The sequence below is a fragment of the Microcoleus sp. K5-D4 genome, from assembly GCF_036704575.1.
Classification (GTDB): domain Bacteria; phylum Cyanobacteriota; class Cyanobacteriia; order Cyanobacteriales; family Microcoleaceae; genus Microcoleus.
Window position 1 is genome coordinate 1 of sequence record NZ_JAUBSD010000033.1, and the last position, 15,775, is coordinate 15,775.

The window sequence follows — 15,775 nt, forward strand, 5'->3', positions numbered from 1 at the left end:
AATGGTTATTAAATGGGAGCGAAAAATCAAAAATAAAGGCAATGCTATTTTATCCGGTTTAGCTGCGTAGCAGCTTACCAGATCGACATCACTCCGTTGGATTTCTTCGGGAGCGATCGTATAATTCTTTTGTTGTCTCAGTTTCAGAGAGTTATAATTTTCATCGTTTCTAAATTCATAAATAAAAAAGCTAAAAATGTCATTAGAGTATGTCATCAATACGGGAATCACTTTTTTAGCCATTTTTTTTGACCACAATCTGTAGGGATAGTAAAGTTGTCTAATCAAAAAATCGTCAATGGCATAGTTCTTAACTTCTATCAAGACAAAATAGTTGTTACTTTCAAATCCCGCATCTATCTCACACTGAGAATTTTTAACCTTGATTGAATAGGGTTTATTAGCGAAGGAATTTATAATATTAAAATCAAAGGACTCTGTAGACATTCTCCCTGAAACAGTATAAGCTGTTTTTTCTCCGAATAAATCATCTATAATACCGATATTAAATGCACAGTGCAATGCGGAACTTTCTGAATATAAATTTGTGTAATCTATACTCTCTATCCCGGAAGGAAACTCAAAAGGAATCACTTCAATTTCACTATCATATTTAACTTCAAAGTGTGTATCAAACTTCCCAATAACGTATTTAGAACGAGAAATTGGCAATATGGATAGATGATTGTCTCGAAAGATATCTGGCAAATTAACCGAGTGATCGAACTTTGCCATCAGCCTGCTTTCTCTTTCTTGATTAATTTGACCAGATGCTATTTCAAAATAACCATTTTTCTCTACCTCTTCTAATATCTTATGCCTTTCAAATAATATTTCCCAAGCTTTGTCATTGGCAGTTTTCTGGCTTTTACTCATATTTATTTATCCTGAATTTCATAATTCACAACTAATACTTCATCAACCATACCTCTTTTCAAGGCATTTGAGTTGATACTTCTCGTTGCCCTAACTTTTATGATTGTATACTGATCATCCTTGTACAAATCCAGAATAAAATCCGTACAAGAATTACTCAGCATTACCTTGCAACCTTTTTTATGTAAAGCGTCAAACTCTTCTTTTAGTCGTTCTTGTTCGTTTCTATTAAAGCCATTCACATCATATCCAGTAAAAGAAGCTGTTTCCGACACAGGATCGTAAGGAGGATCGAAATAAACAAAATCTCCTCTCTTGGCATCTTTAACAGCCTCTGCAAAATCCTGATTTAACAGCGTGATATCATTGCTCTTTAAATATTTGTTCACGGCTCTTAAAACAGCGTCATCTAAAAAATTGGGATTTTTATATTTACCAAACGGAACATTAAACTGACCTTGGGAATTAACCCTAAACAAACCATTATAGCAAGTTTTATTTAGATAAATGATTCGTGCTGCTTTTTCCACTTCCGACAAACTTGCATATTTTTTCGTTGAACGATCTAAGTCTCTCATCTCATAATAAGACGTTTCGCTATTGCTATATTTATCCTTGCTTAATTCCTCCATCAGCTCATCTAAGGAGTCTTTGATTACTTTATAGCAGTTAATCAGTTCTTTATTGCTATCATTGATAACAGCTTTTTGGGGTTGTAACTCAAACAAGAGTGCGCCCCCACCTATGAAAGGTTCATAGTATGTATGTTTGCTTATCCGCTTGGGAACATACTTACCAATTTCTGGCAATAATTGTCTTTTACCTCCTGCCCATTTCAAGAAAGGTCTTACTAACGGATTTTTCCCTCTTACTAACGTATCGCTTTTCACTCAGATGCCTCTAACGCTACTATCAAATAACAATACATTATAAGTTGAATTTTAGTTCAAGTCAAGAGGAAAGGGTGATATGGATTCAAGGTGTAAGTCGCACTTAAATATAGCGACAAAAGCACCTTGACATAAATCTATTCATCTGATACGTCTGGGAAAACAATTTGAATTAAGCCGATCGCACTTGAATCACCCCTCGGTCAAAAACCCGTTTGTCAGTACCGATAGAACTGACAAACATCCGGTCTTCATAGACATCAAACGTCGCAAAACTCAGGCGGCTAGCAGAATACTCCGTCCACTCAGAACGCCCCACCGGACGAGTGCCAGCGCCAGCCCCGCAAATTAAATAAGTCGTACCGTTAATCGAGCGAGTGCGTTCGTAACTGTGCTCGTGTCCGTTGATATAAAGCTGCACGCCGTACTTTTGAAACAAAGGCGTCAAAGTCTTAATAAAAGATTGATCCGATCCGTACACGCCAGAGGAATAAATCGGGTGGTGACCGAACACAACTTTCCAAGGTGCGGTGCTCTGACTCAACTCTTTTTCCAGCCAAACAAGCTGATTTTCCCAGTCAGCATTGTGATTGGTATCTAAAGCAAAAAACTGTACCGGGTCGCGCCGAAAAGTATAGTAGCGACCTTGCATATTAAAACCCGCATATTTAACTTGCTGGTCGCCGTTACCAGTGCGGATGTCGTGATTTCCCAGACAAGCATAAAATTTTACGTCTTGCTGCAATAACCGCCCATAAGGTTGCTCGAAAACAGCATTAATTTTTTCAAATTCGCCGTTATTGTAGATATTGTCGCCGGCGAGAACAGCAACATTAAAAGGGTTTTCCCGGTGATATTGCGCCATCGCCTCAGCGACAGCATACTGACCTTCAGCGCCGGTACCGGTGTCGGCTACCGAAATAAAGCGTAAAATAGGCGGAGAGGCCGGCAAAGGGACGATCGCCCTTTCTGACTCAACGTTAGAAGCCACAGCCGCATCGGTGTCTGTACCCCAGGAAGTCCGAAGCTGAAACATTTTCCAGACTCCGGCAAAACCTAAGCTGCTGAGACTGCCTAAAATTAGAAAGTGACGGCGTTTGATGCTCATTTGGATTCGGTTACAACTAATAAAATGATAAATTAAGGTTGAGATGGCTCAACTAAAAATTTATCGCTTTTAGATATATTTGCAACGCCCCAAGGCAGAGAAAATGTCAGAAGAACAACTAAACCAGTCAATTCCAGAACCCTCTCAATCTCCGAAACCGGAGGTTGATTCGGCTGCAAAGTCTGCCCCCACTGGCAGCAAAACTCAAAATGCCAGCAGCGCGGTTCCCAAAAATCAGAGAATCAAAACTTTGATGGCATCGATTGGGAATTTGGGAAAAAAAGGCAAAAAATTACCAGCCGAACCCCCCTTGCAGCAAGTAAAGCCGATCGCGCCCACCGCTTCTGACTCAGCAACAGTAACTCCTCCCGCTGTTGCAGCAGAAGTTAACAGCGTGCCGCCAAAAGTTGCTGTAAAAGTTGATAAAAAGCCTGTATCCCAACGCAGGGAAGGGAGCTTTTTACAGAACGTCGGTGTACTTTGGCAAAGTATTGTACGGCTAGTGCGATCGCTACTGCCACCATCTACGAACCAGAAGCTGTCCGATCCAATTTTAAACGCCGCCATAGCAGCCATTCTGATCGTTGCAGTCGGTTTAACTCTCAACAGTTTCTCGGCAAAACCGCCGGAGAAAGTAGCAAAAGTGTCTTTGCCAGAAGCCAAGCAGTCGTCGCCAACCTTTGACGATTTTATGGCGTCGGGAACGCCGAAATCCCCAGAGGCGATCGCACCGTCTGAGCCAATCTCTGCTAAATTCAAAAGCAAGTTGCCCGATTTAGTGGCTCCAGAAAAACCGCAACCAGTAGAAATTATCCCACCGCCACCGCTGACGCCCGAACAGTCTCTGATTGCTGCGATTCAAAATCAAGTTACTGACATTAAGAATCGACTGGGCGGCGGTTTAGTTGAGTCTGTTCAAGCTAATTTTTCCAGCAGCATTTTGACAGTAAAAGTCGCTGAAGATTGGTACAAGCTCAGCGTAGTTGAGCAAAATCAACTAGCAACCAAGATGTGGAAGGAGGCTAACTCACTCGATTTCAGCAAGTTAGAAATTGCGAATATGGAAGGCAAGTTAATAGCTAGAAGTCCGGTTGTTGGTTCGGAAATGATTATTTTAGAGAGAGGGATTAATTAGACTTTAAATAGTCTGTATCTGTACAGCATCTTACCAGCCTTAAAGTCCAGGACGCATAACCTAATTATTTAGCGTGCTCCCTGCGTCCTTTACGGCTGTTGATTTTTTTGATGAATATCTAACTTTTAAAAGTACCGACAGAATGCTAGCATTAAATCATATCATCTCAGGAGTCACGACCACAATTAAATAGTTTTGTAGTGAAGAGTTCAGTCCTCATAAAACTACTAGGAATGCAGTTCTCACTAAAAACCTTAGAACGCATATTTACCCGGCATTAAATTAATAACTTTGAGGAAAATTGAAAAATGACAATTTTAACTCAAGCCGAACAACTAGAAATTGAATATCCCAGCAGCGACGGAGAGCCGATGGCTGAAAGCGACATCACGCGCGATTACATGACTTACAGCGTAGAAGCTGTCAAGCTTTATTTTCAAGAACGTTCTGATGTTTACGTATCAGCCAATTCTTTCATATATTATGAAGAAGGGAACAACCAGGCAGTTGTGGCCCCGGATGTTTATGTGGTGTTTGGAGTTGCCAACCGCAAAAGGGATAATTATAAAGTTTGGGAAGAAGGGGGAATTACTCCCGATTTTGTGTTAGAAATTACTTCCGAAACAACTCAGACGAAAGACCAAGAAACTAAACCGGAAATTTATCGGGCTTTGGGAGTTAGGGAATATTTTCAGTACGATCCGTCGGGAGATTACCTAAATCCGATTTTACAGGGAGTACGTTTGATAAACAATCAGTATGAGCCGATTGCAGCCAACAATATCGCTTTCGATACGCTGTGGTTGTTCAGTGAAGTGCTGGGACTGGAATTGCATCTAATTTCAGGAGAATTGAGGTTTAGATCTCCTCAAACGGGTGAGTTTTTGAAGACTCACAAGGAAGAAAACCTGGGACGACTAGCGGCGGAGTCAACATTGCGCCAGCTCGTAACTCAACTCTTAAATTCTGGAGTGGGTCTGGAACAGGTGGCGCAAATGATGAATTTATCGACCGTGGAAGTGAGACGATTGGTAGGGGAAAATTTTTGATCGATCGCACTTTTCCAAGATATCAAGAAAAGTGCGATCGAAGTATGGGACAAAATGAGAACAGTCAACAGTCAACAGTCTACTATTAACTAATGACTATAGAGGCTTATTAGTAGGTTTAAAACCCTGCTTTTGAAAATAGGTTCTAAATACCTCGTGAGCAATTGGTGCCGCCGATACAGCACCATATCCACCGCCTTCAACTATAACTGCGATCGCAACTTCAGGTTTGTCAGCAGGAGCAAAACCCACATACATAGAATTGTCAGGATGACCGGGCATTTCCACCGTTCCAGTTTTGCCCGCACTTAAAGGAATAGTACCATCATTCAAGCCGCGGCCTGTACCTTTTTTCACCACCTCAATCAATCCTTGTTTAATGACATTTAAAGTTGCCGGCTTAATACCTGTTGAAATTTTTTGAGTAACAGGCGTATTGGTTTGAGAAGCCAACAAATGTGGCTGCACTCGCCAACCACCGTTGGCAATAGTTGACACCATCACTGCCAATTCTAGGGGAGTACAAAGTACCAAACCTTGACCGATCGCCATTGTTACCGTATCGCCCACATACCAATCTTCCCCATACATTTTCTGTTTCTCGGCTGGTATCGGAACTTGACCGTGATTGGCGCCGTCTATCCCCAAAAGATCTAAATTAATAGTACCGCCAATGCCCATTTTTTTAGCCCATTTTGCCATTTCTTCCGGCCCAGCAGTCATACCTACTTGATAGAAAAACGTATTGCTGCTGTAGGCTAAAGCATCGCGGAAACCGATAACGCCGTAACCGGCGCCGTGTTCGTTAAAGGAAATTCCGCCGATGTTAATTGAAGCAGAACTTACCAAAGTCGAGTCAGGAGAAAACTTGCCCGACTCCATCCCGGCTACAGAAGTTACAATCTTAAAAGTGCTGCCGACAGGATAGCCTTGAACTGCCCGATTTAAAAATGGTTTGTCTGGCCCTTGCAGCCGATCCCATTCTTTTTGAGTCACCTTGCGGGTGAAAATATTGGGGTCAAATGTCGGCCAACTAGCCATTGTTAAAAGAGCTCCGGTTTTCACGTCGATCGCTACAACGGCACCAAGGCGATCGCCCAAAGCTTTTTCCGCAGTTTTCTGCATATCTAAATCTAAAGTTAGCTGCACCGGTTTGCCGGGAATAGGATCTTTTACACCTAAATCTTGGATTTCCTCGCCCTTAGCATTTACCTCGATTAAACGGTTTCCCCAAACGCCCTCTAAAGTTGAATTGGCTAATTTTTCAACTCCCATTTGACCGACGATCATTCCCATCGGATATGCAGGATTAGCTTTTAATTGATCTAAACTAGCTTCGCCGACGTATCCCAAAAGGTGAGCTGCTAATTGCTGGTTGGGATTGTCTCGGCTCGATTCTACGCGAATTTCAACTCCCCGCAAAGTATTAGCTTGTTCTCCCAACGCCACGAAAGTACCCACATCGATATCCTTACTAATTCGCACTGGCAGGGCTGATCTGTAGCCAACTGCATCGATTTTTTTGACAATTTCGGCTGCGGGAAGTTTGACGATCGGGCCCAGTGTAGCAGCGATCTCTTGCCACTCCTTAGCCGATCGCTCTTTTGGCCACACATATACCGATCGAGATACGCGGCTGGCAGCAAAAATTTTGCCGTTGCGGTCTAAAATTTGACCGCGATTGGCTGCGACTGAAACAGGGCGAATGCGGTTATTTTCCGCCCGCTGTCGGTTGTAGGCTCCCTGTACCAGTTGCAGTTCGGCTAGACGAAATATGGGTAGCGTCACCAAGGTAGTGACGAGCAGCATAAAAATCATAACTTGGAGCGATCGGCTGCCTTGCCGTGCAGGGTTGTCCAAGGCTTTTTTGTCGAATCTGATTTTAGAGTTAAAAGAAAAATCGCCAGCCATATTAATTAATCTGCTCTTTTTATTCAACTAACAGGTTGATACGGTTCCCATCCGGATCATTTGGCAGAAAATGCAGCGATTGGAACTTCTCACTCTTTAGTGACAGACATAAATTCGGCCTGTTGGCAGACGAATCAGCCGGATTGTTTGATTAAGGTAGATGTTAAATATCAGGTTTTTTTAACAATTCAACTGTTAAGGAGGTACGAGCGCTGTGGAACCGATCGATTTTTTGATTGCTTGGCTGGTGACAGGTAGCAGCTTGCTACTGATTTCTCAACTGCCGATCGGCGTAGAAATTGACAGCACACCGAAAGCAGTAATTTCCGCTGCGGTTTTGGGAATGTTGAATGTTTTAATTTTGCCAATTCTAAAAGCAGTTTTTTTCGTACCGAACCTACTGACGCTGGGATTGCTTTCCGGCCTGTTTGCTTTTGTAATGAACGTGATTGTTTTTGCCTCGGCTGCGAAGTTAGTTGAAGGATTTAGTTTGCGGATGGGCCTTTGGAGCGCGGTACTGGGGGCGATCGCCTTAGCTGTAGTTAGCAGCTTTATCAACGGCGCACTGATTTAGCAACTTCCCCTGATAAAGGGCGATGGAAATCGCCCGCTATTTCCCACCCTTAGCTGGTGCGTTTCCTTTGCCTACAAGCCATTTCTATCGCCGAATATTTCTTCTCCCTTCTTCCTTCAATCCGTTACATCCGTTACATTGCTTAAATCCGTTAAATAATCGGTTGCCGAACTGCCTTCAATCCGTTAAATCCGTTAAATCCGTTGGCGAACTTACTTCCCCATCAGCGACTTATAGGCTGTCACCTTAAGATCAATCCCAGTAATATCTGTCCCCACAACAACAGCCACCGCTCCTAAATCCAAGGCTTTTTTAGCCATTTCCGGCCCCGATATCCCGCCTTCGCAGATAACGGGAACCTTAAGCTTTTCTACCATTTCCGCAAGCAAATCAAATCCCGGCGGCGAGAAATTTTCCGTCTGGGCAGTATAGCCAAAAAGAGTAGTTGCTACAGTATCTGCACCAGCTTCGGTTGCCGCGATCGCAGCTTCTATTGTATCTACATCCGCCATCACTAATTTGCCCAATTCACTGTGAATTCGCGCGATTAATGTCTTTAAGTCTTCGCCGCCAGCAGGACGGTTTCTCAGAGTAGCATCAACGGCGATAATATCGGCTCCAGAAGCGGCGATCGCCCGCGCGTCTTCAAACCGAGGAGTAATATAAATCTCGCATCCCGGCAATTGCTGCTTCCAAATCCCAATTATGGGAGCGGATATCTGTTTTCGCACCGCTGCAATGTGAGCCGGAGTGTCAATCCGCACGCCCGATGCACCTCGATTGATGGCGGTTCGCGCCATTGCCGCAATTACGATCGGATCGTGCAGCGGCGAATCAGCAGGTGCTTGACAAGAAACAATTAATCCTGTAGGAATTTGACAATTAATCATGGGGAATGGAGAAGGGGGAATTGGGCATCGGGCATCGGGCATCGGGCATCGGGCATTGGGCTTTTTTTGTAATTTATTCCCTGTGCCCTATTGAACTCAAATAAGCGTTAACTTTTGGTAGTAATTTCTCGATAATTGGTTTAAATTTGCTTACTTCTTCGCTGGTGATAAGTTGTCTAGCATAGGCTAATCTTAACCAGTTTACTGTTTCGTACAAAGAGCCTCTCGCAATTTTTACAAAACGCCGATTATCTTGATCATTATAACGACCTCTTCCTTCAGCAATATTAGCACAGACACTATCAGCAGACCGAACTATCTGTTTGCCCATCGTATCTTTTGTGAAGTAATCCCATTTTTTTACCATCTCCCAAATCTGATTCGCCAAACTTTCCGCCAACTGATAAACCTCTAATTCCTCAAAATCAGGTCTTCCCATAATTACCTCAAAAACTCAATTATATGAAATGCCCCATGCCCCATGCCCCATGCCCCATGCCCCATGCCCCATGCCCCATGCCCCATGCCCCATGCCCAATTCCCCATGCCCCATGCCCAATTACCCATTACCAATCCCGGCCATTAAAGAAATAATTTTGTCCAGCAATTGCTCAGGGTGAATCGGTTTAGCCAAACACTCGTTAGCTCCCGCCGTCACAAAAGATATCTGATCTGGCGGAATTTCATTAGCGCTTAAAGCTAGAATCTTGATATTTTCAGTAGCGGGTTTTTGGCGCAGTTGGTGAATTATTTCGCAGCCATTCATACCGGGCAAACGCATATCGACAATCACAGCATTCGGCTGCAAAAGTTCAATTTGTTCCACGGCAGCCGAACCTTCAATCATCCACACCACTTGCAGTCCTGCTGCTGTCAGGATATCGCAAATCAGCATGGCAGTTTCTTCATCTTCTTCGACGAGTACGAGGCTGCCCCACGAGGAAGAATGCAGCGGTAAAGATGAATTCGATTTTTCATATGTAAATTTTGTGGATTCATCTTTGCTGAAAGTTTGGAGGGGTATAAAAACCGTAAAAGTAGAGCCGACATCAACTGTAGAGCTGACTTCGATCGCACCGCCGTGAAGCTCTACTAACTGTTTAGTTAAAGCCAATCCCAGACCTGTGCCGCCGTATTCGCGGCGGTACGGGGAATCCAACTGCTGGAATTTTTGAAACAAAAGCGATCGCTGATTTTCGGGAATTCCAATGCCGGTATCTTTGATTTGAAAAACAGCGGTGCTGCCTGCAGGTGCAGTACCGGGCTGCCGCACTGCCGGCGTTCGATTTTTATCTTCTGTCACCCAAACTCGCAGGATGACTCGCCCGCCTTTGGGAGTAAATTTAATCGCATTTCCTAAAAGATTGAAGAGAATTTGTCTCAAGCGGCGGGGGTCAGCGATGAAGCGATCGCACTCTTGTTTGATCCGTTGTTCTTGCAGCAGTTCCACGCCCTTAGCCGCAGCTTTTTCTTTGAGGGCGTGCAGGCTCTGAGAAGCTAATTTAGAAAGTGAAAATTCACTAATTTTTAATATTGCTTTTCCCGCTTCTACTTGCGATAAATCTAAAATATCGTTAATTAATTCTAATAAGTGGTCGCCGCTGTCTCGGATAGTTTGCAGGTACTGCCGCTGCTTTTGCACTGGCACTTCTTTACTGCCAACTTTGCCGTAAGACCACCGCAGTAGCGTGTCGGAAATGCCGATGACGCAAGTGAGAGGAGTCCGCAATTCGTGGCTCATAGCTGCCAAAAATTCGCTCTTAGCGAGGCTGGCAGACTGGGCGGCGACCAGTGCATCGCGCAGTTCTCGCGTGCGTTCTATTACGCGCTGTTCTGAGGTGCGCTTTTGCTGCTGGACTTGTGCATAAAGTTCGGCTTGGTAAATGGCGATCGCCAAATGTTCTGCTATTTGTCGCAAAAATGTTTTTTTGCTTTCTTCCCACTCGCGAAAAGTGCACTGGTGGGCAATTAGCAGCCCCCACAAGTCGTCTTGAACTACGATCGGCACTAGCAACTTCGCCCGCACCTTCGCCCGCCGCATCAACTCTAAAAAACAAGGGTGCGAAGAGTAAGTTGTTTCCACATCCGCAACGCACAAAGCCAAACCTTTGCGATATTTCTCTCGGTCAATGACTCCATTGGTAAAACACTGCGCGTCTTCACTAAAATTTAGTACAGACGAGATACCATCATTGGCTAAAGCTTCGTAGGTAACGCGACCTAAATACAAGTAAGACCCGGAATTTTCGGGGATTTCGCCAGACCCAGAAACCGCTGCCGGTATTTCTTTAGCTAACTCGCCCTTGTGCGGCGCAGGAACTTTTTCAAATTGATAAATTAACAGGCGATCGACCTCCAAAAACTCTCGCACTTGCTCGACTGCTTTTGACAAAATTACAGGCAATTCCAGAGTCTGGCGGATTTGAGTTGTGACCTGATTCAAAAGTCGCTCTTGTTCAAGCTGTTGCTGCAAAGCATCTTCTACTGGCTGACAAAATGAAATGCAGGGACTGGCAATTTGTAATTGATTGACGGCTTCAGCAATCTGGCTTTGTAGCGTTTCTGGATCTATAACTTTGGGCGCGGATTTTCCCTCTATTTCTGTTTGGCTGTGTAGGGGCAGGTGATTATTTTGGCTGGCATTGGCAGCGAGAATATCCAGCAAATTTAGGGTGAATTCGCTTTGAAGAACTGCCGAGTTGGGCTGTATATTTTTAATTGCTTGTTTGAGGGCGCGAATGTCAATTTTCCACGAGGGTGCGCCCGTTATTTCTGCGAGTTTGTCTGCGAGGGGAGACAGGAAATTGGCGATCGCCCCGGGGTCGAAAGTCAACTGCACATTCAATTGCGAATGGAGATTTTGTTCGCTGTGCTTGTTTCCGTTTGTTGCGAACTCATCTAATAGATTGCCCCGCAGCAGCGCGCTAAAATGCTCTGATACCACTGCTGCAAACCTTTCCGACGAATTGTCCAGATTTTGAGAATCAGCGATCGCATCGTCGCTCAGCCAAATCGCCCCTGGGATTTCAGCCATTTGCTGTAACAACTGGTAAGCAGCCTCAAAGGTTGCTAGTGGCAAAGTCCGATGTAAGGTTTTTGGTTTCAATCTAGATATTTTCCCGGTTGTTTTAAAGAACAAAATATGAATTCCCCTGTTGTGAGGGCGGAACCTGGGGAACAGCAGGCGCGGCCGATCCAAAGTCAGAAAGTAGGTAATAGAAGGCCCCGGAGCCAGAGAGCTAATTTCTCCCTATAGTTGTCCTCTTTCTTCTGGGCGAGTGACCCCCGCTTCAGCGCTTTACGAGCGCGAAAGCGGTAGGAGGAAACGGGGGGAAGGGATACGGCTGTATAATCGATCGCTTCTGGTGGTGTTTGTGAACCGGGTTGTTGATTGAAACTAAGCAATTCCACTCCCATTGCTGGGGTGAAGTTAGCACGCGCCTTTGTTTTCTGAGCTGATTCGGCTAATGGCACGTCCTTAACCCAAATAAAAATGTTTAACCCTTAACGACAGAACAGGGGACTAGCTACGTATCCGCTTGGTGTCATTACTGTCAGGCTGGTCAACTGAAAATGAAGTTTTAGGCGCGAAGCCCAGTCACTTCCGTGCTGGGTCGTTGACTACTTTCAACAATCTTATTCCAGTATAATATTAATATATAATTTGTTAACTTGTACTTAACACTATCCGGGTAAATGAGCAATCCAACTCAACTCACCCCCGATTTCACGATCGGACATCTGCCGTGTCACGACTTCCAAGTGAGCGCTGCAACTCTAGGACAGGTAGTGGCTGAAAGATTTGAGCAAGAACCCGAGCTGCCGGGAGTCATTATTACCCATGAATCACAGGTATTGGGCATGATTTCTCGCGTCAAATTTCGAGAGCAAATGAGTTTTCCCGATCGCGTAGAACTTTACGGGTCACACCCGATTCGAGCCTTGTTAGATTTTATTAGAATTCCGCCTTTGCTGCTTTCGGCAAACTGGAAAGTTGACGATGCCGTGCAAGCGTCTTTCAACAGGCACAAAGACTTGGTTTATGAACCGATTATTGTGGTAAGAGAAGACCAGAGCCACCACCTTTTGGACGTTCATACTCTGGTGATTGCCCAGTCAAAACTTTTAGCGCAAGCTAACAAAGTTATTCAAAAATACCGAGTAGAAAGACACAAGTATTTGGCGCTACTTCAACAAGAACAGGCTAAGGTTCACGAATGTAATGAGCTTTTAAAAATCCACCAACGTCAAACAGAAAAGTCCTATGCCAATCCTAGTTCCCAGCAAGTGGCACTTATCAAACAAGCTGAAGAAATTGCTCAAATGAATCAGCGATTTGTGAGGATTGCGAAACTGATTTCTTCGGAAGGGCGCCAAGCATTTCAAGCTACTTTTCAAGGTGCTAATTCTATTTGCAACAATACAGATAAAATTTTGGGCGTGGGCAAAGCCATAGCTAATGATTTAGAAACGGTTAACCGCACTTCCCGAACCATCCGGGAGGCGATCGAACAAGTCAGGCATTTAGCAGTACAGGTGGCTGTAGTTACCAATCAAATGGGAAGTCAGCCCAGCGGTCTGAGCAAAGTGAGTCTAGAAATTGGCAGGCTGGCAAGTAAAACTTTTGAATTGGGGACTCAAATGGAGCAAATTGCCAGCCGGTTTAAACTTCGAGTTCACGAACTCACGGAGGCAGCAAGAGCAGGTGCTAATGTGGCTAAATCCGTGACGATCAAGATCGATCGCGCAGAAATGGCCCTGTTAGAGTTAGAAGAATTAATAGCGGAAAAAAAATTCAATTCATTGACCGCTATCCAAGAACCTTTGGGAATCATAAAAAGTGTTACCGCTGATTCTTTAGTTCGAGAGAGTGAACAAGCCGAAGTCACGGTTTCCGAGTTGGAAGACTTAGTTAAACATCAAGATTCCTCGCAATATCTGATTCAAAAAATTCAGCAGGCGCTGAAGTCCAAAAAGCCATAAAATCCCAGCCCAAATATAATGAAATATTTCGAGAGGCAAACAAATAAAATAAAAATAATAATTTACAATTATTCTATTTCCAGAATACTATTTGTTATACTGAAGGTAGGAAATTTTTAAATTCAGTTGTAAAAAGGCTATTTAATTAGCCCCAAAAACCGATAAAAAGTTCCAAAAATAGTTGGAAGGACAGGTGACGTTTATGAAAATCCTGCTGGTAGAAGATGACACAGTTACAGTCAGTTTGCTGACTCAAGCGCTGAACTCTCACAATTACAATGTGAATGCGGCAGCAGACGGTGAAACAGCGTTGCATTTGGTGCAGGCATACGATTACGACCTGATTGTTTTGGATGTGCTGATTCCTAAACTCGACGGCATTAGTTTGTGTCGAAAATTGCGATCGTCCGGCTGCCAAATGCCGATTTTACTGCTGACAGCGCTAGATAGCAGCAACGATCGAGTCCAAGGTTTAGAGGCGGGTGCAGACGATTATGTGGTCAAACCCTTTAATCTGGAAGAATTAATCGCTCGAATTCGGGCTTTGCTGCGCCGGGGTAAGGCAACTTTGTCGAGTACAAATTTGACCTGGGAAAAACTGCAAGTCAACCCGGACACTACGGAAGTAACTTATGCCGAAAAAGTCCTGCACTTGACTCCCAAAGAGTACAATTTGCTAGAACTTTTCCTGAGAAATCCTCGGCGCATTTTCAGTCGCAGCGCCATCCTCGATCGCATTTGGTCGGCCGGCGAATTTCCTCAAGAAGAAGCCGTTACCGCTCACATCAAGGGGCTGCGGCAGAAGCTGAAAGCAGCCGGGATGACTGTAGATTTAGTGGAAACCGTTTACGGATTGGGCTATCGGCTCAAAAGTCTGCCGGAGGAGATTGAGAGCCAACAAGTTGGGCAGGAAACGGCAGAAACTGCTAAAACTCAAGAGACTTTATCTACTGAATCCAGCGGGTCGATCCAGGAATTAAACAAAGACGAGCGCCGTCTCAAAGTCTTGAATGCGATTGCCCAAATGCGGGGAAATTTAAAAGCTAATTTTATAGAAAAGGTGGCGATATTCGATCGCGCGATCGCTCAACTGAAAAACGGAAGCTTGGAGGGCGAAGTGCGCCAGGAAGCCCAAGCCCAAGCTCACAAATTAGTTGGTTCTTTGGGAACTCTAGGGCTGCCAAAAGGTTCAGAAGTTGCGCGCCAGATAGAACATTTGTTCAAAACTGAAAACATCTGGAAACCGGATACGGCTCAGCAGATTGAGGGATTTCTGCATCAGCTCAAACAGATATTCGATCGCCCGTCGGCCGAACCAGAAGGCGATTTGGTTCCTGCGGTTTCCCAAAAGCGCCGAATGCTGATTGTTGATGATGATACTTTTGGGAGCGAGCAACTGAAAACAGTAGCATCCGGTTCCGACTTCCAGATAGAAATCGCCAACTCTCCGCAAGCGGCAAGAAATGCAATTTCTCAACAGCCTCCCGACGCGATTTTGCTGGATTTGACATTTTCCCGATCTCAGGAAAACGGACTTTCTCTCCTAGCCGAACTCCGCAGTGAAAAGCCCGAAATTCCGGTGATGGTTTTTAGCGGGCACAATCAATTGAGCGATCGAATAGAAGTTGCTCGTTTGGGAGCTTCGGGCTTTTTACACAAATCTATCCCCCCAGCAGATATACTCAAAGCAGTCGCCCAACTACTCGACCAGACTGGCCCTGCTGAAGCTAAAGTTATGGTGGTAGACGATGACGTGCATCTATTGGCTGCACTGCAAGTGATTCTACAACCTTGGGGATTTCAAGTAACAACATTGGACGATCCCGAAAAGTTCTGGGAGGTACTCGAAACAACTTGTCCGGATTTGCTAATTTTAGATGTGGAGATGCCCGGTTACAGCGGTATCGAGCTGTGTTTGGCAGTTCGCAACGATTTGCGCTGGAGCAAGCTCCCCGTGCTATTTTTGACAGCTCATTCCGAGTCGGAAATCGTGCGCCAAATGTTTGTCGCAGGTGCTGACGACTACGTGAACAAGCCGATCGTGAAACCGGAATTAATTGCTCGCCTCCTGAATCGTTTGGAGCGGACTCAACTCAGAAACAGACTGGCTCAGGCACAGCGCTAATCCCATTTTAGATTTAAAAAATTAAAGAATTAAAGAATTGAAGAACTGGGAATGACTGATAAGATATGGCTTTCGATCACGTACCTATAGTTGTATTCTTTTTTTTAAATGGGATAACTAGGAGCAAATATGCAGTGCGTGTCCGAAACAAATCAGCAAGCCTTAGCCAAGACTTGGGATTGTTAGGTTGTGTGATTCCAATGCGGTGCTGTTAATTGAGGCTTGCCCACCGAT

Annotated in this window: 12 protein-coding genes; 5 read left to right on the forward strand and 7 right to left on the reverse strand. The window is 44.5% G+C overall.

Going from position 1 to position 15,775, the window contains the following annotated elements:
* The 3 genes from QUA77_RS12765 to QUA77_RS12775 form a co-directional block, all read right to left on the reverse strand.
* Positions 1-876, reverse strand: an 876-nt coding sequence (locus tag QUA77_RS12765; protein ID WP_445302075.1) for a type II restriction enzyme, incomplete at its 3' end; no start/stop codon positions are given.
* Positions 877-878: 2 nt separating this feature from the next.
* Positions 879-1,766 carry a DNA adenine methylase gene (locus QUA77_RS12770; RefSeq protein WP_333450390.1) on the reverse strand — a complete coding sequence of 296 codons (888 nt, stop codon included), beginning with the start codon at positions 1,764-1,766 and terminating at the stop codon, positions 879-881.
* Between the two features lie 172 nt (positions 1,767-1,938).
* Positions 1,939-2,874 carry a metallophosphoesterase gene (locus tag QUA77_RS12775; RefSeq protein ID WP_333450391.1) on the reverse strand — a complete coding sequence of 312 codons (936 nt, stop codon included), beginning with the start codon at positions 2,872-2,874 and terminating at the stop codon, positions 1,939-1,941.
* A 103-nt stretch (positions 2,875-2,977) separates the two neighbouring features.
* On the opposite strand from QUA77_RS12775, the gene QUA77_RS12780 reads away from it, so the two are divergent.
* A complete protein-coding gene (locus tag QUA77_RS12780; RefSeq protein ID WP_333450393.1) occupies positions 2,978-4,009 on the forward strand; it encodes a hypothetical protein in 1,032 nt (343 codons plus the stop codon).
* Positions 4,010-4,317: 308 nt separating this feature from the next.
* Positions 4,318-5,058: a Uma2 family endonuclease gene (locus QUA77_RS12785; RefSeq protein WP_333450395.1), complete on the forward strand. Its 741-nt coding sequence runs from the start codon at positions 4,318-4,320 to the stop codon at positions 5,056-5,058.
* A gap of 96 nt (positions 5,059-5,154) precedes the next feature.
* Here the strand turns inward: QUA77_RS12785 and mrdA are convergent, their stop codons facing one another.
* Positions 5,155-6,969, reverse strand: coding sequence for a penicillin-binding protein 2 (gene mrdA / locus QUA77_RS12790; protein WP_333450397.1), 1,815 nt, complete (start codon positions 6,967-6,969; stop codon positions 5,155-5,157).
* Positions 6,970-7,183: 214 nt separating this feature from the next.
* On the opposite strand from mrdA, the gene QUA77_RS12795 reads away from it, so the two are divergent.
* Positions 7,184-7,543 (forward strand): phage holin family protein, encoded by a 360-nt coding sequence (locus tag QUA77_RS12795; RefSeq protein WP_333036800.1) that lies wholly within the window; start codon positions 7,184-7,186, stop codon positions 7,541-7,543.
* A gap of 212 nt (positions 7,544-7,755) precedes the next feature.
* On the opposite strand, the gene QUA77_RS12800 is transcribed toward QUA77_RS12795, so the two are convergent.
* From QUA77_RS12800 to QUA77_RS12810, 3 genes are all read right to left on the reverse strand, one after another.
* Positions 7,756-8,433 carry an N-acetylmannosamine-6-phosphate 2-epimerase gene (locus QUA77_RS12800; RefSeq protein WP_333450399.1) on the reverse strand — a complete coding sequence of 226 codons (678 nt, stop codon included), beginning with the start codon at positions 8,431-8,433 and terminating at the stop codon, positions 7,756-7,758.
* A 73-nt stretch (positions 8,434-8,506) separates the two neighbouring features.
* Positions 8,507-8,872 (reverse strand): four helix bundle protein, encoded by a 366-nt coding sequence (locus QUA77_RS12805; RefSeq protein WP_333450401.1) that lies wholly within the window; start codon positions 8,870-8,872, stop codon positions 8,507-8,509.
* Between the two features lie 120 nt (positions 8,873-8,992).
* Complete coding sequence (locus QUA77_RS12810; RefSeq protein ID WP_333450403.1) at positions 8,993-11,539, reverse strand: ATP-binding protein; 2,547 nt, start codon at positions 11,537-11,539, stop codon at positions 8,993-8,995.
* Between the two features lie 590 nt (positions 11,540-12,129).
* Here QUA77_RS12810 and QUA77_RS12815 point away from each other — a divergent pair.
* Positions 12,130-13,416, forward strand: coding sequence for a chemotaxis protein (locus QUA77_RS12815; protein ID WP_333036808.1), 1,287 nt, complete (start codon positions 12,130-12,132; stop codon positions 13,414-13,416).
* Between the two features lie 202 nt (positions 13,417-13,618).
* A complete protein-coding gene (locus tag QUA77_RS12820) occupies positions 13,619-15,541 on the forward strand; it encodes a response regulator (protein ID WP_333450404.1) in 1,923 nt (640 codons plus the stop codon).
* Positions 15,542-15,775: the final 234 nt, after the last annotated feature.